We start from the raw sequence: 21,028 nt of genomic DNA, 5'->3' as shown, positions 1-21,028 counted from the left end.
CTTACTTATTTCGCGCAGAAAGGCGCGCCTTTTTTTAACTCAAATCAGGTAGCTTCGCGGCAGCGTTTTTCTCGATTCCGATAAGCGGCATGAGATTATCCACTGCGGATGCGTAATTAATCGCCGCACTCCAGCCATCGTATTCAGCCATTATTTTTGCTGAGGTAGCAGCCCAGACATCCTGTTCCACGCTGAGCAGATCGTTAATGCTGCGCTTGCTCAGGGTATATTCATTTTTGTAGACGTCGCGGGCGCGCAGCGCATTTTCCAGCTGTCGTTTCCCGGCCTCCATTCGTCCTCGCGCTCCGGTCCAGTCGGCCTGCGCGACGGAGGCTTTTTGCAGGACATCAAAACGGGCCTGATCGACCTGAGTCGATGCCATCGCCCTTGCCCCTTCAGCCTGACGCACGCGCGCCGAGACCGCGCCGCCCTGATAAAGCGGTGCGTCAATATTGAGCTGGATCTGGTCATCCCAGTAGGCGCGATTATCCGACTCATACCGGGTACGGCCCCCTTTCAGGCTCAAGGTCGGCCAGTGCTGAGACTTCGCGGTTTCGACCCCATACTGAGCGGAACGCTCCATGTTCTGTGCGGCCATCACCGCAGGAATCAGTGAATAATCAATACGATTGAGAGAACCCGGTTCCACGGCCAGACTTCCAGGTACCGGTGAATAGCGTTCAGCCTGTATGCCGGTTAATACCGCCAGCCGCGCGCGGGCGCTATTCAGGGACGCATTGTACTGCTCTACCGTGGCCTGCATACCGGCGATACGGGTACGGGTCTGAAGCTCGTCAGAGGTGGAGCTTACACCAGCATCGGCGCGGAGTTTTGCCAGTTGCTCAACGTTTTTAAGCGCCTGCACGTTCTCTGTTGCCGCCTGCAACAGATCGCTGTAGCGCTTGACCTCCACATAGCTGAGGGCCGTTTTTTCCGCGACAGCAGACATCGTGCCCATCAGCTGATAGCGATAGCTGTCACGCTGCGCTGAAGACTGGCTGATGCTGTTGTTGGTCTTGCCAAAATCGTACACCAGCTGCGTCAGGCTCAGGCCCCAGGCAGCGGAATTTCGCAACGAGCCGCTCGAATCGGTGGTCTGGCTGTGACCGGTGCTCCCGTTCAGGGCAATTTGTGGCATCCAGGCACTGCGCGCTTCATCTATTTGCGCCTGGCCGATCCCCAGCTGTGCCGCCTGCTGACTCACCGACGGATCGCGGTCCAGTGCGAAAAGAATACTTTCTTTCATTGTCATTGCCGCAACGGGCGATATTCCCACCGGGCCGTTATTTGCATGCGCCGCAGTCACCAACAGCGAAATGAAGGTCAGTGAAGCAGATAATTTAAGCAACCTGTTATTGCATTTCATCTTCATTATCTCCTCCGACTCCAGGCAATGGCTAAATAATTACCCATGAAGAGGTATAAATATTTTTTCAAATATTCCCCCACTCCTGTTTGATAAATTCAGGTAATAGTTCCCCATACCCATTTCATTTGAGATGAGAGCCGTACTACGTCTATTTTATTTTAAGAATTTACTTAAAAATTAATTGATTTGCAGCATAACAAAATGTGATATGTGCAACCACACCTGCAATGTTAACGTGGTGTTGCAAACAAGAAAAAAGATGGGGTTTCTGGACAAAACGCTATAAGACGCGTTTTAAATGAAACTTATAAAACCCCTGTAATTAAAGGAAAATTCCGAAATGCCCTGATGTACATTTTTGCGTTAATTTCATCTCGAATCAGACACAAAGATTTTCAAAGAAGTGTCAACTTAAGTAATTCGGCGGATAAAATTGAACTATTATACTATTCAATTGAACCTATATAGACACAAGCACTATTTTTTAATTATAAATTAGATAAAAAAACCAATTACCACCTGCAAACTGGCGACTTAACCCAAATTCCTATGCAAAACATAGCGATAACAACCTGGATAAAAGTTAACTACATGTTTTTGAAGAATGATTAATGCGAAATCAATAATAACCTCATTAAACTGTTTTTAGATAACATTGCACGTCGGCCTCATTTCTTTTCCTGCAAAATGCTGTAAACTGCGAGAAATTGCGACATTTTGCAGGATAGCGCCCTCATGCATAAAACCGCCAGACAGAAATATGTGCTTGATATTATTAGTGAACAAGGCCAGGCCAGCATCACCGAGCTGGCAGAAAGGCTACAGGTATCGGCTGACACCATCCGTCGCGATTTGACCGACCTGGAAAAGCAGGGCCTTGCGCAAAAAAACCATGGCGGAGCCATCGCACTCAATCTCTCGACGATGACCCGTGTCAGCAGGAATACCTTGCTTCCTGAAATTAAGCAGCAGTTGGGTAAACAGGTGGCGCAACATGTGCCTGCGGGCTCGACGCTTTTTCTGGACGCGGGAAGCACAATACTGGCCGTTGCCTCTTTCCTTCAGGGGCCGCTGACCATCATTACCCCTTCTCTCGATATCGCCCAGCTGGTTAGCGCTCGGGAGGATATTGACCTGATCCTGCTCGGTGGAAAGTGGGATCAGAAACAGCGCCTGTTTGCCGGAAGTGCCACCCTTTCCCTGCTCTCTCGCTATCGGGCAGATATCGCCATTCTTGGCGCATGCGCCATTCATGCCGAGCTCGGGTTAAGCGCCAGTCAGGAGGCGGATGCCGAGGTCAAGCGAGCCATGCTGGCCGCAAGCCAGGCGCGCTGGGTAGTCGCCGATCACCTTAAGCTCAACCAGTGCGAACCGTATCTGGTTTCGGGGTTATCCCAGATTCATCAACTGTTTTTAGATCGTCCCTGGGCAGAGCTCGGGGACCCTGGCGCCTTGCAGGTTACCGTTTGCGCGCATTAACGTGGAGAAGGTCATGAATAAAGTGAAGATAATCAATATTGCGCTGATCGGGTATGGTTTTGTAGGTAAGACGTTTCATGCCCCGCTGATCCGGTCCGTCGATGGCCTGAAGCTGGCGGTGGTCTCATCCCGGGATGAAGAGAAGGTCAAACGCGATCTGCCCGACGTACTCGTTGTCGCCACGCCAGAAGAGGCCATTCAGCACCCGGATATCGACCTGGTGGTGATCGCCTCCCCCAACGCGACCCATGCGCCGCTGGCTACGCTGGCCCTGAACGCCGGCAAGCACGTGGTGGTCGATAAGCCGTTCACGCTGGATATGCAGGAAGCGCGGGATCTGATTGCGCTGGCTGAAGAAAAACAGCTGCTGCTTTCTGTCTTCCATAACCGCCGCTGGGACAGCGATTTTCTCGGCATTAAGCAGGTGATTGCGCAAGGCAGCATCGGCAAGGTAAAACACCTTGAGTCACATATCGATCGTTTCCGCCCGGAAGTTCGCGTGCGCTGGAGAGAGCAAAACGTTCCCGGCAGCGGCCTGTGGTTCGACTTAGGCCCGCACATGATTGACCAGACGCTAAAGCTTTTTGGACTGCCACAGTCGGTGCAGGGCAACATCGCCACGCTGCGTGACGGCGCAGAGATTAACGACTGGGCGCACGTGGTGCTGAATTATCCTGAACACAAAGTGATCCTCCATTGCAGCATGCTGGTGGCGGGCGGCATTTCACGCTTTACGGTCCACGGCGACAAAGCCAGCGTAGTGAAAGCGCGCATCGACCAGCAGGAAGCCCAGCTGCTGGCGGGCGTCATTCCGGGCAGCGAAAGCTGGGGTGAAGATAGCGACGATATGGTGCTGTTTAATGCTCAGGGTGAAGCCAGCGCTATCCCTGCGCCAAAAGGCGATCAGCGACAGTACTATATCAACGTGCGCGATGCCCTGAACGGCAAGAGTGATAATCCGGTCCATCCGGTGGAAGCGCTGGCGGTGATGGCGGTGCTGGAAGCGGCGGTAAAATCGTCGGAAACGGGTTCAACCCAGACGCTGGAGTTAACGACGCAGGAGCGCGCGCAGCTGCAATAAACAGCGAAAAAAATGCCCTGCGGACTGGCAGGGCATTATCGTTTACTGACGCTTTTTCGGCATCATGCGCAGCAGCGTGTTGTCTTTCCAGAAATAGTGATGCATCAGCGCGGCAAAGGCGTGCAAACCAATGACGAAATAGCCCAGATTCGCCAGGGTCACGTGCCACTCTTTTAACATGTACACCAGGTCGAAATTCCCCTCCGCCGCATGCGGCATCGTCAGGCCAAAGGTAAACCAGTCATTTCCCCGGTTATACATCATCACGATGCCGATCAGCGGCAGCGCAATGAACAGCAGGTAGATAACCAGGTGCCCCAGATGAGACAGCCCGGTGATCATCGCTTTTGGCTTCGGTTGAATAGGCGGAGCCGGGAATTTAAGGCGAATAAGCAGGCGCGCCACCATCAGCACCAGGATGCTGATCCCGCAAGAAACGTGGATCATATTAATGAGCGGACGATCGCTTCGCGGGAACCATCCCCTGAACTCCATGGCGCAATAGGCCATAATAACTAACAGAAAAACCAGCCAGTGAATGCTGATTTGCAGACCCGTATATTTTGTGCGCATGTCGTTTCCCGATAAATAACAACCAACGCGCCAACATAACCACCTTTCCTGAAAATGTGAACCCCCTCGCACGGAGGGGGCTCTTGATTACGACTGCAAATAGACCACCTGCGTCTGCAAATACTCATTCAGACCGTGTTTACCGTCCGCCCCGCCGATACCGGATTTCCGCCAGCCCGCATGGAAGCCCTGCATCGCTTCAAAGTTTTCGCGGTTAATGTAGGTCTCACCGAACTTAAGCCCTTTAATGGCTTTCATGGCGACGTTCAGATCCTGCGTATAAACAGACGAGGTTAAACCGTAGTCACTGTCGTTGGCCATTTTCAGCGCCTCTTCCAGCGTGTCGAAAACCACCACGGGCAGCACCGGACCAAAGGTCTCTTCGTGCATGATGGTCATATCCTGACGCACGTCCAGCAGCAGCGTTGGGGGATAGAAATACCCTTTGCCTTCTGCCGCTTTACCGCCAAGGACAACTTTTGCCCCTTCCTGTACCGCGCGCGCCACCTTCTGCTCCACGCGCTCCAGCGCGGCGGCATTGATCAGCGGCCCCATGGCAATGTCGGTTCGTTCCGCCGGATTACCGAACTGGACGGCTTTCATGGCCTCGCCCAGACGATTGACAAAGCGGTCGTAGATCCCTTTCTGGACGTAAACACGTTCAGCGCAGTTACAGACCTGTCCGGTGTTGATGACGCGTGAATCGACAATGGCCTTCACGGCCAGCTCGAGGTCGGCATCGTCCATCACGATAGCCGGTGCTTTACCGCCCAGCTCCAGCCCCACTTTGGTGATGTTTTTCGCAGCCGCTGCCATGATCTTCTCGCCCGCCCCGACGCTGCCGGTCATGCTTACCATCGCCACTTTCGGGTTCCCGGCCAGCTCCTGTCCAACGGTTTCACCGCGGCCCAGCACCAGGTTAAAGACGCCTTTCGGCAGGCCAATCTCGTCGACGATTTTGGCGAACGCAATGGCGTTGTTTGGGGTAAATTCGCTCGGCTTGATAACGATGGTGTTGCCGGTGATCAGCGCGGGGGCTAGCTTACGGGCGATCAGGAAGAAGGGAAAGTTCCACGGCAGGATACCGGTGGTCACGCCGAGGGCGCGTTTAAACACCAGAATATTCTCGCCCGGACGGTCGCTCTGAATGATTTCCCCTTCATAACGACGCGCCCACTCGGCCATATAGTCGATATAGTCAGCGGTAAAGTTCACTTCCACTTCCGCCAGCTGCTGGATCTTGCCGCCTTCGGCCACAATCAGCGCGCTGATTTCGCTGACGCGCTCGCGGATCCCGGCGGAAATTTTGCGCAGCCAGCCTGCGCGTTCAATGGCAGGCAGCGCCTCCCAGCCAGCCTGCGCGCGCTCTGCCGCGTCAATGGCTTTGCGGGCATCCTCGGCGCCGCCGTCGGGAATACGGGAAATGACCTCTTCCGTGGCCGGATTGATCACGTCAATCCATGCATCACCCTGCCAGGCAACAAACTGTCCATCGATATACATAGGATGTTGTACGGGTACTGTCATAACCTGCTCCTGTAATTACACTGTTTTCAACAAGTAAACTTATTGTTAAAAACTATAATTACCGGGGCAAATGCCTACTGTATGAGCCTGTTTTTGTGAGATATCTCATAAAAGAAACGGGTCAGCACGCTTCAGGAATTACAAATCGGCAACATGAGATGCCCGTTTGCGTAAAAGATGGCGCAAACGGGCAGATCGCTACAGCAGAGAACGGCTCACCAGCGCGTCGGTGAGAATGACGTCGTTTCGCAAGGTCTGCCACGCCGACTCCACCTCGGCGGGGATGTCGACGTGGGCAATAAAGTCACGACCCGCCGGACCGTAGCCGTTAATGTCGTCCCTTAATCGCGGAAGTTCACCCAGCACCAGCGACAGGTAGCGCTCTACCGGCCATAACCCCTCAACCGGGCCGCTAAAGACCAGGCCGTCGTCGCTATTTTGCAGCACCGGGGTCAGGCCGGGGTGACTCACCCAGGCGGGCGATATGCTGTCGTCGCGGCATACGCGGGCAAACGTAGCCATTGTGCGACGCTGCATCGTCGGGTCCTGCACCACCAGCACCCGTGCGGCGTTCAGGCCGGATTGTTTCATTAACGCCCAGCTGAAGCGGGCGTTTTCCCCGCAGTTGGTGGACTGATCCTCAACGTGAAGTTTTTCAGCCGGAATATTCCAGAACTCGCGGGCAATGTCGGCCAGGATAGCCGCCTCGGCCCGCCCGGTGGTGGGTATCCTGTTGTAGCGGGGGTGTTTCGCAATCGCGGCGTAAAGGAAGGTCGTCGAGTGACCGATCCCGCCGCTGATGATCAGAGGAACACCCTGTTCAGCCGCGATTTTACAGGCAGCATCAATCGCGGGAATAACCGCGTTACCCGCCAGAATCACCAGATCAACGGGCTGGTTGTCCTGATAGTCATCCTGAGCAAGCCACGCCCCGACGGTATTCACGGCGTCGAGGGTTGTGCCAGGCAGACAGGGGAAAAGTGCCATTGTCATCGTTACCTCCTTACAGCATTCATCTTTAGAGTACTTCACGCAACAGGGTTGAAAAGGAGATCACTCTTAAAGCGGAGGTGCTCATTACGCCGCATATTTGTCATTTTGATGAAATAACCAGAAACATCCAAAAACAATTGGGTTGCACCCTGGGTTTGTGCTTTTGATTATCTGCCCTTCAATACATCCTGCCAAAACAGCGTGCTGGAAAAGCACCTGTTGCTGCTTAATCCATCGTGATCTGACCCGTTTTAGTTCTGGCTGACTTGCCAAACGTAACATCCAACCCTAAGTTTCTTAACAATTTCACAACCATTACACACCGACAGGTTGCACCTGAAGCGCGCCAGGTAACACCTCTATTATCATCCACGTGGCGGAGTTTTGAGTCATGACACAACATGAGAGCACGACAACGGTATTGCGGAAAAACAAAAAGGTATTAATTGCCAGTCTTACGGGAAGTTCTATTGAATGGTTTGATTATTTTCTCTATGGCACCGCTGCCGCCCTGGTGTTTAACAAGATTTTCTTTCCGATGGTCGACCCGGTAATCGGGCTGATCCTCTCCTATCTCTCCTTCTCGTTGACCTTCTTTATTCGCCCCATTGGCGGCGTTCTCTTTGCACATATCGGGGATCGTATCGGTCGCAAAAAAACGCTTGTCCTCACCCTTTCATTGATGGGAGGTGCAACCGTGATGATTGGCCTGCTGCCCACCTACGACATGATCGGGATGTGGGCGCCCGCGTTGCTGATCCTGATGCGTATTATTCAGGGGATGGGTATCGGCGGTGAATGGGGTGGCGCGCTGCTGCTGGCTTACGAGTATGCGCCAGAAAAACGCAAAGGCTTCTTCGGCAGTATTCCGCAGGCGGGCGTTACCATCGGCATGTTGATGGCGACATTTATCGTCTCGCTAATGACGCTGTTCAGCGAAGAGGATTTTCTCTCCTGGGGCTGGCGCATTCCGTTCCTGCTCAGTTCCGTGCTGGTATTATTGGGGCTGTGGATCCGGAAAGATATTGACGAAACGCCTGATTTCCAGAAAGTGAAAAAATCCGGTCAGGTTGCGAAAGCTCCGCTGCGCGACACCCTAAAACACCACTGGCGTGAAGTGCTAATTGCCGCCGGGCTTAAGGTTGTTGAGACAGCACCGTTCTACATTTTCTCCACGTTTGTGGTGAGCTACGCCACTACCACCCTGACCTATCAGAAATCCCAGGCGCTGGAGGCAGTAACTCTTGGCGCACTGGTCGCCACTATCATGATCCCGCTGATGGGGCTGCTCTCCGACAGGGTTGGCCGCCAGCGAATGTACTCCGTCAGTGTCTTCGTGCTCGGCCTGTTTATCGTGCCCTGGTTTATGCTGCTGAATAGCGGTACCACCTGGGGAATTGTGCTCGCGACCGTTATCGCTTTTGGCGTACTGTGGGCACCGGTGACGGCAGTTCTCGGGACGCTCTGCTCTGAAATTTTCAGTACCAACGTTCGCTACACCGGTATCACGCTGGGATATCAACTTGGGGCCGCGCTGGCGGGTGGAACGGCACCGCTAATAGCTACCGGACTGCTGGCGAAATACGATGGCGACTGGGTACCCGTGGCCTGGTATCTGGGCGTGACGGTTGCTATCTCCCTCGTTGCAATTTTTTGTGCAAGCCGCATCAACCGTGAACGCCACCTTCAGGCGCAGCCGGAACAGCGATAATATTTTTGCGGCTCCGTTCGCGAGCCGCACTTTTTCTTCATTACTCCCTCTACATTCGATTAACATACAATAATCGTATTCACTTGAATTATGATTTGCGGCAACCGTAGAATCATTAGCCCGCTCACAATTCAACTTTTTGAAAGGTAAATCCCGTTATGCGCCTGCCCCAACGCGATCCTTATGCTCCTCGCGAGTGGCAGCCACACGAGAAACCCGCCCTGCTGGGTTCCCCTTCCACCCCGGAACATCCCACCCCAAAACGGATCGCCTATGGCGTGGTCGGCCTGCTGGTGTGTTTGACCGGGGCGCTGGGTAACGCGGTCGTCACCGCCAATCTGCAAAATCTTCAAGGCACCTTCGGCGCCTGGTCGACCGAAATCGCCTGGCTGCCTGCGGTCTATGTTATGACCAACGTCTCCATAAACCTGCTGCTGGTGAAGTTTCGCCAGCAGTACGGTTTACGCGCGTTTACGGAAGGCTTCCTGGTGCTGTATGTGCTGGTCACCTTTTTCCACCTGTTTGTGAACGATCTCAGCTCGGCGCTGATGGTGCGTGCGGCGCACGGGATGGTCGCCGCCGCGCTCAGCTCGCTCGGCATTTATTACCAGATACAGGCCTGGCCCGCGAAGCATCGACTGAAGGCGCTGACCATCGGCATTACCGGATCGTCGCTGGCGATCCCGCTGGCGCGGCTGTTCTCCACCGAGCTGTTACAGCTTGACGAGTGGCGCGGACTGTACTTCTTCGAACTGGGGCTGGCCCTGATATCGCTGGCCTGCGTGATGGTGCTAAAGCTGCCCCCGGGCGATCGGCGCAAAGTCTTCGAGAAGAAAGATTTCATCACCTTCTTTTTGCTGGCACCCGGCATGGCGCTGCTGTGCACGGTTCTGTCGTTAGGGCGTCTGGACTGGTGGTTTGAAGCGCCGTGGATCGGCTGGGCGCTGGCCCTCTCGCTGGTGCTGATTGTCTCAGCGATTGTGTTTGAGCATAACCGCAGCAACCCCCTGCTCAATACCCGCTGGCTCTCCAGCGGCAGCATCGTACGTCTGGGGCTGATTATGCTGCTGATCCGCATCGTGCTGGCGGAGCAGAACACCGGCGTCATCGGCTGGCTGCAATATGTAGGCCTACAGAATGAACAGATGACCCATCTGGCGTGGGCTATTTTCGCCGGGATTGTCTGCGGTATCGTCACCAGTTGCCTGACGATAAAACCCACTAAACTGGCCTGGCCGATAATCACCTCGCTGGCGCTGATGATTATCGCCTCGCTGCTGGACAGCCAGTCTAACAACCTGACCCGACCGGATCAGCTAATGTTCAGCCAGTTCCTGCTGGGCTTCGGCAGCGCTTTCTTCCTCGCGCCTGCGATGCTGGCCGCCATTGGCGGGGTGATCGCCGACCCGCGCAACCTGGTCAGCTTTTCCGTAATGTTTGGCATGAGTCAGAACCTTGGGGGCCTGCTGGGTTCCGCGATCCTCGGCACCTTCCAGACCTGGCGCGAGAAGTACCATTCCAGCCTGCTGGCCGACCAGCTCACCACCCTGAACCCGCTGGTGAACGAACGTATCCAGCTTTACACCCAGATGTATAAAAGCCTGATTGGCGACAGTTCCCTGCTGGGCACTCAGGCCATTACCCAGCTCCAGACGATGACGGCGCTTGAGGCAAATATTCTGGCTTACAACGATACTTATTTACTGACGGCGAGCATTGCCACTGCCACGCTGGTCTGGATTTTATGGCGCTTGCTGCGCCTGCGCATTACCGCCCGTATGGCCCTTAAGAACGCCACTGGCAATAAGTCATGATTATTTTTCAGGAGAGGTTATGAGTCAGCAGGATGCCGCCAAAGAGCAGGCCAACACCCGTAAAAACGTGCGCGTCGTGTCCATTTTCACCGCCGCGGCTATCGGTATTGTCGGGGTGCTGGTGATCCTTTATGCCTGGCAGTTGCCTCCGTTCACGCGTCACGCGCAGTTCACCGATAACGCCTACGTGCGCGGCCAGACAACGTTCATCAGTCCACAGGTAAACGGCTACATTACCGAGGTACACGTTCAGGATTTCGTGCAGGTTAAAAAAGGCGATCTGCTGTTGCAGATTGATGACCGGATATATCGCCAGCGCGTCCATCAGGCCGAGGCGCAGCTGGCAATGAAAATCGCTGCCCTGAACAACAACCTGCAACAGCGTAAAAGTGCGGAAGCGGTGATTGCCAGAAACGAGGCGGCGCTAAAAAACGCCCGTGCCCAAAGCCTGAAAACCCAGGCGGATCTGAGGCGTGTGAAGGATCTGACCGCAGACGGCTCTCTGTCCATCCGCGAGCGCGATGCAGCGCTGGCGAGTGCCGCGCAGGGTAGCGCCGATATCGATCAGGCAAAAGCGACGCTTGAGATGTCGCGCCAGGATTTACAAACGGTCATCGTTAATCGCGGTTCGCTGGAAGCGGACGTTGAAAATGCCAAAGCCGCCCTTGAACTGGCGCAGATCGATCTGCAAAACACCCGAATTGTCGCCCCGCGCGACGGCCAGCTCGGGCAGGTTGCGGTGCGTCTGGGGGCGTACGTGACTGCCGGAACGCACTTGACCACGCTGGTTCCGCCGCAGCACTGGGTGATCGCCAACATCAAAGAGACGCAGCTGGCGAATATACGCGTCGGCCAGCCGGTGAAATTCACCGTCGATGCGTTGAACGATAAAGCCTATCAGGGGCGCGTAGAGAGCATTTCCCCGGCCACTGGCGTAGAGTTCAGCGCTATCACCCCGGATAACGCCACGGGCAACTTTGTCAAAATCGCCCAGCGCATCCCGGTACGCATTGAGGTACTCGGTGAGGCGGAGGACTATCGGCTGCTGCGCCCTGGCATGTCGGTGCAGGTCACCATCGACACGAGGGAGGCGAAACAATGACGCTTCGCCCGATCGCTGGCCTGCTGATGATGGCTATCCTGGCGGGTTGCCAGTCGGTAGACGTTGAGCCCGCCACATCGTCACTGCACATTCCGGCCCAGTGGCGCGCCACGTCGGGGCCGACCAGCCCGGCAGAGCAGCTCTGGTGGCGCAATTTTCACGACAGCCATCTGAACCGCTATGTGGAACAGGCGCTGAAGAACAACAGCGACGTGCTGATTGCCCGCGAGCGGATTAATGAGTATCAGGCCCGGGTGTACGCTGCCGACGGCAGCCTGTTTCCGTCGCTAGATGCGGGCGTAACGGGAACGCGCGGGCGTTCGCAGTCCGCCGCCACCGGGCTTCCGGTATACGGTACGCTGTATAAAGGTAGCCTGACCGCCAGCTACGACGTGGATATCTGGGGCGTAAACCGCGGCACCGCCCGTGCCGCTGAAGCATCGCTGGAGGCACAAAAAGCGGCGGCTGCGGCGGCAGATCTTACCGTCGCGTCGTCGGTGGCCTCCGGGTACGTCACCCTGCTGTCGCTGGATGAACAGCTTCGCGTGACCCGTTCCACGCTGAAGTCGCGTGAAGAGGCGTTTAACCTTGCTAAACGGCAGTTTGAGACGGGATATAGCTCTCGCCTTGAGCTGATGCAATCGGATTCTGAGCTGCGCGCCACCCGCGCGCAGGTTCCACTTCTTCAGCACCAGATTGCGCAACAGGAGAATGCGCTTAGCCTGCTGCTTGGCGGCAACCCGGGTGACGTTCCGCGCGGTGAAAGCTTCGACGCCCTGACGCCGCTGAAACTGCCTTCACAACTGCCGTCGACGTTACTTAACCGACGTCCGGATATCGTCCAGGCGGAACGTCAGCTCGTTGCGGCGGACGCGACGCTGGCGTCATCGCGCGCCAGCCTGCTGCCGTCGATCAACCTCACGGCCACGGGATCGGTGCAGGATCGCACGCTGTCGGGGTTGCTGGATAACCCCCTACAGCTCTGGAGCGTGGGCGGCAGTATTCTTGCGCCGCTGCTGAACCGTCAGGCGCTGAATGCACAGGTGGATATTTCTCAGTCCCAGCGCAATCAGGCGCTGTACAGCTACGAAAAAACCGTACGTAACGCGTTTGTCGAGGTGAATGATAGCCTTGATGCCATCACCCGCTATCAGGAACAGCTTACCGAGCTGCTGGCACAGCAGCAGGTCGCGCAGGAGACGCTGCGGATTGCGCAAAACCGCTACCGCAACGGGTACTCTTCCTATCTGGATGTGCTTGACGCGCAGCGCACCTTATTCTCGGTGCAGACAAACGTGGTACAGGTGAAAAATAACCTGCTGCTGGCGCAAATTGATTTGTATAAAGCGCTGGGCGGCGGTTGGGCCAGTGCGTGAAAACATGCCGGGTGGCGGCTACGCCTTACCCGGCCTACACTTCGCATCTGGCGATCCCCCAAGGAGTCAATCTATGCAACAGCAGTGGTGTTCAGTAGATAATTACATGATTTCATCGCTTATTCCTGAAGATGAGGTTCTCCAGAACATTCTTGAAAACAACAAACGCGGCGGTTTACCCGAGCACGACGTTGCCGCAAATCAGGGGCAACTGCTGGCGCTGTTTGTCCGCATGACGCAGGCCCGCCGCATTCTGGAGATCGGTACGCTTGGTGCATATAGCTCGATCTGGATGGCGCGGGCCCTGACGCCGGACGGAAAGCTGATTACGCTAGAAGCGGACCCGACACATGCCGCAGTTGCACGACAGAATATTCATCTTGCTGGACTCGGCGATCGCATAGAACTCATTGAAGGCCCGGCGCTAAAGTCGCTCAAGAATTTCGGTGACGTCCCGCCCTTTGACCTGATCTTTATTGATGCCGATAAGCCAAACAACCCCGGCTACCTGGAGTGGGCGCTGCACTACTCCCGTCCCGGCACGGTCATTATCGGCGATAACGTGGTGCGCGACGGCGAGGTAGTTAACGGGCAAAGCGACGATGCACGCGTGCAGGGGGTACGGAAGTTTATCGAGATGACTGGAGATAACCCACGCTTAACCGCCACCGCGCTGCAAACGGTGGGCGTTAAGGGATGGGATGGGTTTACGCTGGCGATGGTGGAACGATAAAAAGCCGGGTGGCGGCCACGCCTTACCCGGCCTACATGTTCTCCTGTAGGCCCGGTAAGCGCAGCGCCACCGGGCAAAGGTTTTAGCCGGAGATCTGCTCCATCGCCTGCAAGATACGCTTGTCCGATATCGGGTACGGCGTGCCCAGCTGCTGAGCGAAGAAGCTGACGCGCAGCTCCTCGATCATCCAGCGGATCTCCTGCACATCGTCATCCTCCCGACGCGCCGGCGGCAGTTTGTTCAGCCACTGCTGCCATGCCTGCTGCACGTTTTCGACTTTCAGCATCTGCGCCCGGTCGCGATGCGGATCGATCGCCATTTTCTCCAGACGTTTTTCAATCGCCTGCAAATAACGCAGCGTATCGCCCAACCGCTTAAAGCCGTTGCCGGTCACAAAACCGCGATAGACCAGCCCGGCCATCTGCGCCTTCACGTCCGACAGCCCCAGCGCCATGGTCATATCCACCCGCCCTTTCAGGCGCTTGTTGATAGTGAACACGGCGGTAAGGATCTGCTCGACCTGTTTTGCAATCTCTACCACGGTGTCGTTCAGCTCGGCGCGAACCTTTTCATGAAGCTGAGCAAAGCCCTCTTCCGTCCAGACCGGACCGCCCGCCTCGTGGATCAGCTTGTCCACGCCGCAGGAGATGCAGTCGTCAATCAGATCCAGCACTTTGCCGTACGGGTTAAAGTACAGCCCCAGCTTGGCTTTATTCGGCAGCTTCTCGTGCAGATACTTAATCGGCGACGGAATGTTGAGCAGAAGCAGTCGACGCAGCCCGCGCCACATCATCTGCTGCTGTTCCTGCGGATTGTCAAAGAGCTTAATCGCCACGCTGTCGCGCTCATCCACCAGCGCAGGCCAGGCTTTCACCTTGTAGTTCCCGCGCTTCTGCTCGTAGCTTTCCGGAAGTTGACCAAAGCTCCAGATATGTAGCCCGCTCTGCTCGATACCGTCGTCCGCCACGGCAGACAGGGTCTCCTGCACTTTGCCCTTCAGGGCGTCCTTCAGTTCCGAAAGCGAGCGGCCTTCCAGCAGCTTTTTGTTTTTATCGTCCACCACGCGGAAGGTGATTTTCAGGTGATCGGGCACCTGATCCCAGTTCCAGTCCTCGCGGTCAATGGTGGTCCCGGTCATGCGGCGAAACTCGCGCTCAAGCGCGTCCAGCAGCGGCAGCTCCAGCGGCGTGACGCGGCCTAAAAAGGCTTCGGCGTAGTTCGGTGCTGGCACAAAATTGCGCCGTACCGGCTTTGGCAGCGACTTAATCAGCGCAATCACCAGCTCGCGGCGCAGGCCGGGAATTTGCCACTCGAACCCGCTCTCTTCCACCTGGTTTAACAGCGGCAGCGGAATGTGCACCGTCACGCCATCGGCATCCGCGCCCGGCTCAAACTGATAGGTCAGCCGCAGCTTGAGGTTCCCCTGATGCCAGAAGTTCGGGTAGTCGAGCTTGCTGACCGACTCCGCGCCCTCTTTGATCAACATGCTCTTTTCGAAGTTGAGCAGGTCCGGGGCCTCTTTGCTGGCTTTCTTCCACCAGCTGTCGAAATGGCGCGCCGAGATCACATCGTGGCTGATGCGCTGGTCGTAAAACTCAAACAGCGTCTCGTCGTCCACCAGAATGTCGCGGCGGCGGGACTTGTGCTCAAGCTCTTCCACCTCGGCGCGAAGCTTCAGGTTTTCGCGGAAGAACGCGTGGCGCGTCTGCCAGTCGCCCTCCACCAGCGCATGGCGAATGAACAGCTCGCGACTTAACGCCGGATCGATCTGGCTGTAGTTAACCTTCCGCGCAGCGACCACCGGCAGGCCATAGACGGTGACTTTTTCGGTTGCCATCACCGCGCCCTGCCCGCGCTCCCAGTGCGGCTCGCTGTACGAGCGTTTCAGCAGATGCTGCGCCACCGGTTCAACCCACTCCGGATCGATGCGTGCGGCAATTCGCCCCCACAGACGGCTGGTTTCCACCAGCTCGGCGACCATGGTCCACTTCGGCGGCTTCTTGAACAAGCCGGAGCCCGGGAAGATGGAGAATCGCGCGTTACGTGCCCCGGTATACTCCTGCTTATCGGCATCTTTCATCCCGATATGGGACAGCAGGCCAGTCAGCAAGGCGATATGAATTTCGCGGTACTCCGCCGGTTCACTGTTCACCGGGATGCCCAGCTCTTTTACCACCTGGCGCAGCTGGGTATAGATATCCTGCCACTCGCGCACGCGCAGGTAGTTGAGGAAATCCACCCGGCACTGACGGCGGAACTGATTCGAAGAGAGCGCTTTTTGCTGCTCGCCGAGATAGTTCCAAAGGTTCACAAAGGCCAGGAAATCAGACTCTTTATCGTGGAAGCGACGGTGTTTTTCATCCGACGCCTGCTGTTTGTCCATCGGGCGCTCGCGCGGATCCTGAATGGAGAGCGCCGAGGTGATGATCATCGCCTCGCGCACGCAGCCATGCTTTTGCGCTTCCAGCACCATGCGCGCCAGACGCGGATCAACCGGGAGCTGGCTAAGCTGACGGCCTAATGGCGTTAGCTTGTAGGCCGTCGCCTGCTCGTCGGTGGTGATGGCGCCCAGCTCTTCCAGCAGGCGCACCCCGTCCTGAATATTGCGCTTGTCCGGCGCTTCCACAAACGGGAAGGCGGCGATATCGCCCAGCCCCAGCGCGGTCATTTGCAGAATAACGGACGCCAGGTTGGTGCGCAGGATCTCGGGGTCGGTAAACGCCGGGCGCGACAGGAAATCGTCTTCCGAATAGAGACGAATACAGATCCCTTCTGACACGCGGCCACAGCGCCCCTTACGCTGATTCGCCGATGCCTGCGATACCGGCTCGATCGGCAGGCGCTGGACCTTGGTACGGTAGCTGTAGCGGCTGATGCGCGCCGTGCCAGGGTCGATCACGTATTTGATGCCCGGCACGGTGAGCGAGGTTTCGGCCACGTTGGTCGCCAGCACGATGCGGCGCCCGCCGTGCGGCTGGAACACGCGGTTCTGCTCGCTGTTCGACAGGCGCGCGTACAGCGGCAGGATCTCAGTATGGCGCAGGTCGCGCTTGCTGAGCGCATCGGCGGTGTCGCGGATTTCGCGCTCGCCGCTCATAAAGATCAGAATGTCGCCCGAACTCTCGTTGCCCAGCTCGTCGACGGCATCAAAGATGGCCTGAAGCTGGTCGCGCTCGGTATCGTCCGCCTCTTCAACAATCGGGCGATAGCGCACTTCCACCGGATAGGTGCGGCCCGACACTTCAATAATCGGCGCATTATTGAAATGTTTTGAGAAGCGCTCCGGGTCGATGGTCGCGGAGGTGATGATGATTTTCAGATCCGGACGGCGCGGCAGCAGCTCTTTCAGGTAGCCGAGCAGGAAGTCGATGTTCAGGCTGCGCTCGTGCGCTTCATCGATGATGATGGTGTCGTATTGCATCAGCAGACGATCCTGCTGGATTTCCGCCAGCAGAATACCGTCGGTCATCAGCTTAACCATGGTGTTGTCGCTGACGCGATCGCTGAATCGCACCTTGTAGCCGATGCAGCCGCCCGGCTCCGTTTGCAGCTCTTCGGCAATACGGTTCGCCACGGTGCGCGCCGCCAGACGACGCGGCTGGGTATGGCCAATCAGCCCCTTCACCCCGCGGCCCAGCTCCATGCAGATTTTCGGCAACTGGGTGGTTTTACCTGAACCGGTTTCGCCCGCGACAATCACCACCTGGTGGTCGCGTACGGCCTCAAGAATGTCCTGTTTTTTCTGGCTGACGGGCAGGTTTTCCGGGTAGGTAATCTCCGGGCGTGCGGCTTCGCGCAGCACAACCTTCCCTGCCGCCTGTTCAATCTCTTTGGCCATCTCCTGGTAAATAGCCTGTTGTGCATCAGGATTTTTAACCTTCTTAACGCCGTGCAGGCGGCGCGCAAACCGCTGTTTGTCGCGCAGCATCAGCGAATTAAGCTGCTGCATCAGCATTGGGAAGGTCAATTTTTGTTGTTCTGTCATAGCGTTAACGGGCAGTGCACTGCCGGATAAAATCTCTTTTTAATGATTGCTATAGAGTACCACATCAGCGCTTTTCGCGCCTTATTCAAAAAATTCGAACATAGACTTCGATATATTGCGCTATCCCTGTGGCAGGATTGTGAATAAAGTGTCAACAAGCAACGGGGCAACCCCCTTCAATCAAATACAAAACAGGAATTTCCCATGAGCAAAGTATTAGTGTTGAAATCCAGTATTCTGGCAGGGTACTCACAGTCTGGTCAGTTATCCGACTATTTCGTTGAGCAGTGGCGCGAACAGCATACTGCGGATGAAATCACCGTTCGCGACCTGGCGGCAAACCCGATTCCTGTGCTGGACGGCGAGCTGGTTGGCGCGCTGCGTCCGAGCGATGCGCCTTTGTCCCCACGTCAGCAGGAAGCCCTGGCGCTCTCCGACGAGCTGATTGCTGAATTGCAGGCGCACGACGTTATCGTGATCAACGCCCCAATGTACAACTTCAACATTCCTACCCAGCTGAAGAACTACTTCGACCTGGTGGCGCGCGCTGGCGTAACCTTCCGTTACACCGAGAACGGCCCGGAAGGTCTGGTAAAAGGTAAACGCGCTATCGTCCTGACCAGCCGCGGCGGTATTCACAAAGATACCCCAACCGACCTGGTGGCGCCGTACATGACGCTGTTCCTCGGCTTCATCGGCATTACCGACGTGAACTTTGTGTTCGCTGAAGGTATCGCTTACGGCCCGGAAGTGGCTACCAAAGCGCAGTCCGACGCGAAAGCCGCTATCGACAGCCTGGTCGCTGCCTAAGATCTCCCCCTCTCACCGCCCGGTGGGAGGGTTTTTCTTTTCCTGCATATTTCGTTATCATCCGCACCCACTCTCCAGCCGGGCGGCCTGATGTCTGTCATTATCGATACTTTTATTGCACCACCCTGTCACGACGACATTGAGATCCTCTGGCAGGACGAACATCTGCTGCTGATCAACAAACCTTCCGGCCTGCTTAGTCTTTCAGGGAAAAATCCGCAAAACCGCGATTCCGTTCACCACCGTCTGGTGCAAACCTTTCCTGGCTGCACGCTGGTGCATCGCCTAGATTTTGGCACCTCGGGCCTGATGGTCATTGCGCGTAACAAGGTGATTAACGCCGCTCTTTGTCACCAGTTCAGCCAGCGCGCCGTCAGCAAGGTTTACACCGCCCTGCTGTGCGGACATGTGGAAGAGGATGAAGGGACAGTGGACGCGCCGATTGCCAAAGATCCGGCGCTGTTTCCGCTGATGACGATCTGTTCACTGACCGGTAAACCCGCCCGCTCCCGCTACCGGGTGGTGGAACGTGTATACCAGGATACGAAAATGCCGTTAACGCGGGTGGAACTTATCCCGGAGACCGGGCGCACCCACCAGCTGCGCATTCACTGCCAGCAGTTAGGCCACCCTATATTAGGGTGCGATCTGTATGGGGGTCTGGAATGGCCGGGCGCTGAAGAAACGCCCCGGCTGATGCTGCATGCAAGCGTTCTGAGTTTTATGCATCCGCTGAGCGGCGAGACCATGAATGCCCGTCACGCCGCGCCATTTTGAAACAGGTTTACCACATTAAATCGTCAGGGATTTTGAAGTCTGCGTACGGATCGTCTTCGTCCTGTTCTTCCTGACTCAGCGCGCTGTTTAGCACAATGCTGTCTGCATCGCGCTGGGCAATTTTATCCGCTACCACCGCCGGAATAATCGCATATTCACAGTCGCCATTCGCGTTGATCACCAGACGGGCAATGGCCAGACGACCGTTAATCAGCTGGGTTTGTGTCTGCTTATCGACATCGATTTTTTTGATCAGGTTGCCGTCGGTAAAGTTAAAGGTGATGTTGCCCCTCGCCACGGTGATGCGGTTCATCTCAATCAGCTGCTTCACCTGCGCCTTAAACTCTTTAGCCAGCACCGCCTGTTTTTGCTGTTCGCTCAGCTGCTTGTCACGCTCAAGCTGCGCTTTCTTATTCTCTTCAACGGCTTCTCTCGCCTCGCGAGCCTGGACGCGGGATTTTTTTGCCGTGCGCTGGACCTTCGCCATCTTTTTGCTGCTGACTAAGCCCGCTTTCAGCATCTGCTCTTGTAGGGTGAGTTTTGTCATGATCGTTTAAACCGGTTGGAAATGTCGGGGGATTATACCTGAATTGCGCAGTTCATGAAGAACCCTCATGACGCAGTGAAATTAAGTCACTTCCCCTGCGCCAGTGGCTCAGGCATAAATTATGCATTGATAACGTCCCGGCAACATGAACTTAGGATGCATAACGAAAATGAGTCAGGCTTTTACATTTACCCTTAAGCGCAGTTGCTTTGATGAAAACTATAACCCGTCAGAAAACACGCGCACGACCACCAACTTCGCCAACCTCGCCCGTGGGGAGAAGCGTCAGGAAAACCTGCGCAATACGCTGGTGATGATCAACAATCGCTTTAACGCGCTGGCGAGCTGGGATAACCCCAAGGCGGACCGCTACGCCGTCGAGCTGGAGATTGTATCGGTCGATATGAATATTGGCGGGGAATTTACCTTCCCGGCCATCGAAATTCTGCAAACGACGATTGTGGATAAAAAGACCGACGAGCGCATTGAGGGCATCGTCGGGAATAACTTCTCATCCTATGTCCGTGACTATGATTTCAGCGTCCTGCTGCTGGAGCACAATAAAGATCAATCCCGTTTTACCCTCCCCGAGAATTTCGGTGAGCTGCACGGCAATATTTTTAAGTGCTTTGTGCATTCTGCGGAATATCGGGAGAACTTCAAAAAAGCGCCGGTGATCTGCCTGAGCGTCTCCAGCAAAGACACCTACCGCCGCACCGGTAACCACCATCCGGTGCTGGGCCTGGAGTACCAGCCGGACGGCGAGTCGCTGACGGAGCAGTATTTCGCCAAAATGGGCCTTAAGGTTCGCTACTTCATGCCTGAGAACAGCGTCGCGCCTTTTGCCTTCTTCTTCACCGGCGATTTACTGCGTGATTACACCAATCTGGAGCTGATCGGCACCATCAGCACGATGGAGACGTTCCAGAAGATTTATCGCCCGGAAATTTATAATGCTAATTCCGCCGCAGGGCAGTGCTATCAGCCCGACCTGAATCAGCAGGATCACTCATTAACCAAAATCGTTTATGACCGTGAAGAGCGCAGCCGTCTGGCCATTGAGCAGGGGAAATATACCGAAGAGCGGTTTATCAAACCCTATAAAACCCTTCTTGAGCAGTGGTCTCAGCACTTCACGCTTTAATTTAATA

Annotated in this window: 16 protein-coding genes; 10 read left to right on the top strand and 6 right to left on the bottom strand. The window is 55.8% G+C overall.

The window, feature by feature from the left end:
• Nucleotides 1-34 precede the first annotated feature (34 nt).
• A complete protein-coding gene (locus DBR02_RS20905) occupies nucleotides 35-1,372 on the bottom strand; it encodes a TolC family outer membrane protein (protein ID WP_063866761.1) in 1,338 nt (445 codons plus the stop codon).
• Between the two features lie 732 nt (nucleotides 1,373-2,104).
• On the opposite strand from DBR02_RS20905, the gene DBR02_RS20900 reads away from it, so the two are divergent.
• Nucleotides 2,105-2,848 carry a DeoR/GlpR family DNA-binding transcription regulator gene (locus DBR02_RS20900; protein WP_107535317.1) on the top strand — a complete coding sequence of 248 codons (744 nt, stop codon included), beginning with the start codon at nucleotides 2,105-2,107 and terminating at the stop codon, nucleotides 2,846-2,848.
• Nucleotides 2,849-2,861: 13 nt separating this feature from the next.
• Nucleotides 2,862-3,929: an oxidoreductase gene (locus tag DBR02_RS20895; protein WP_107535316.1), complete on the top strand. Its 1,068-nt coding sequence runs from the start codon at nucleotides 2,862-2,864 to the stop codon at nucleotides 3,927-3,929.
• A gap of 42 nt (nucleotides 3,930-3,971) precedes the next feature.
• Here the strand turns inward: DBR02_RS20895 and cybB are convergent, their stop codons facing one another.
• From cybB to DBR02_RS20880, 3 genes are all read right to left on the bottom strand, one after another.
• On the bottom strand, nucleotides 3,972-4,502 hold the full coding sequence (gene cybB, locus DBR02_RS20890; RefSeq protein ID WP_107535315.1) for a cytochrome b561: 531 nt from the start codon (nucleotides 4,500-4,502) through the stop codon (nucleotides 3,972-3,974).
• A gap of 87 nt (nucleotides 4,503-4,589) precedes the next feature.
• Complete coding sequence (aldA, locus tag DBR02_RS20885; RefSeq protein WP_063866765.1) at nucleotides 4,590-6,029, bottom strand: aldehyde dehydrogenase; 1,440 nt, start codon at nucleotides 6,027-6,029, stop codon at nucleotides 4,590-4,592.
• Nucleotides 6,030-6,227: 198 nt separating this feature from the next.
• The gene (locus tag DBR02_RS20880; RefSeq protein WP_107535314.1) at nucleotides 6,228-7,022 is read right to left on the bottom strand and encodes a YdcF family protein; all 795 of its coding nucleotides are present in this window, start codon (nucleotides 7,020-7,022) and stop codon (nucleotides 6,228-6,230) included.
• Between the two features lie 391 nt (nucleotides 7,023-7,413).
• On the opposite strand from DBR02_RS20880, the gene DBR02_RS20875 reads away from it, so the two are divergent.
• From DBR02_RS20875 to DBR02_RS20855, 5 genes are all read left to right on the top strand, one after another.
• Nucleotides 7,414-8,733, top strand: coding sequence for an MFS transporter (locus DBR02_RS20875; RefSeq protein ID WP_107535313.1), 1,320 nt, complete (start codon nucleotides 7,414-7,416; stop codon nucleotides 8,731-8,733).
• Between the two features lie 158 nt (nucleotides 8,734-8,891).
• Nucleotides 8,892-10,547, top strand: a complete 1,656-nt coding sequence (locus DBR02_RS20870; RefSeq protein WP_162301185.1) for an MFS transporter — start codon at nucleotides 8,892-8,894, stop codon at nucleotides 10,545-10,547.
• A 19-nt stretch (nucleotides 10,548-10,566) separates the two neighbouring features.
• On the top strand, nucleotides 10,567-11,649 hold the full coding sequence (locus DBR02_RS20865) for an HlyD family secretion protein (protein WP_107535312.1): 1,083 nt from the start codon (nucleotides 10,567-10,569) through the stop codon (nucleotides 11,647-11,649).
• The gene (locus DBR02_RS20860) at nucleotides 11,646-13,025 is read left to right on the top strand and encodes an efflux transporter outer membrane subunit (RefSeq protein ID WP_107535311.1); all 1,380 of its coding nucleotides are present in this window, start codon (nucleotides 11,646-11,648) and stop codon (nucleotides 13,023-13,025) included. The genes DBR02_RS20865 and DBR02_RS20860 overlap by 4 nt, the downstream gene beginning before the upstream one ends.
• Nucleotides 13,026-13,098: 73 nt before the next feature.
• On the top strand, nucleotides 13,099-13,758 hold the full coding sequence (locus DBR02_RS20855; RefSeq protein ID WP_107535310.1) for an O-methyltransferase: 660 nt from the start codon (nucleotides 13,099-13,101) through the stop codon (nucleotides 13,756-13,758).
• A gap of 82 nt (nucleotides 13,759-13,840) precedes the next feature.
• Here the strand turns inward: DBR02_RS20855 and hrpA are convergent, their stop codons facing one another.
• Nucleotides 13,841-17,743, bottom strand: coding sequence for an ATP-dependent RNA helicase HrpA (hrpA, locus tag DBR02_RS20850; RefSeq protein WP_107535309.1), 3,903 nt, complete (start codon nucleotides 17,741-17,743; stop codon nucleotides 13,841-13,843).
• Between the two features lie 204 nt (nucleotides 17,744-17,947).
• On the opposite strand from hrpA, the gene azoR reads away from it, so the two are divergent.
• Nucleotides 17,948-18,553, top strand: coding sequence for an FMN-dependent NADH-azoreductase (gene azoR / locus DBR02_RS20845; RefSeq protein WP_063451395.1), 606 nt, complete (start codon nucleotides 17,948-17,950; stop codon nucleotides 18,551-18,553).
• A gap of 90 nt (nucleotides 18,554-18,643) precedes the next feature.
• Nucleotides 18,644-19,330 (top strand): RluA family pseudouridine synthase, encoded by a 687-nt coding sequence (locus tag DBR02_RS20840; protein ID WP_107535308.1) that lies wholly within the window; start codon nucleotides 18,644-18,646, stop codon nucleotides 19,328-19,330.
• Nucleotides 19,331-19,337: 7 nt separating this feature from the next.
• On the opposite strand, the gene DBR02_RS20835 is transcribed toward DBR02_RS20840, so the two are convergent.
• A complete protein-coding gene (locus tag DBR02_RS20835; RefSeq protein ID WP_063451397.1) occupies nucleotides 19,338-19,877 on the bottom strand; it encodes a DUF2058 domain-containing protein in 540 nt (179 codons plus the stop codon).
• Nucleotides 19,878-20,046: 169 nt separating this feature from the next.
• Between DBR02_RS20835 and DBR02_RS20830 the strand changes: the two genes are divergently transcribed.
• On the top strand, nucleotides 20,047-21,021 hold the full coding sequence (locus DBR02_RS20830) for a DUF1852 domain-containing protein (RefSeq protein ID WP_107535307.1): 975 nt from the start codon (nucleotides 20,047-20,049) through the stop codon (nucleotides 21,019-21,021).
• Nucleotides 21,022-21,028 lie beyond the last annotated feature (7 nt).

This window comes from Enterobacter cloacae complex sp. (assembly GCF_900322725.1).
Classification (GTDB): Bacteria; Pseudomonadota; Gammaproteobacteria; order Enterobacterales; family Enterobacteriaceae; genus Enterobacter; species Enterobacter quasihormaechei.
This window is presented reverse-complemented; position numbering and strand designations above follow the sequence as displayed.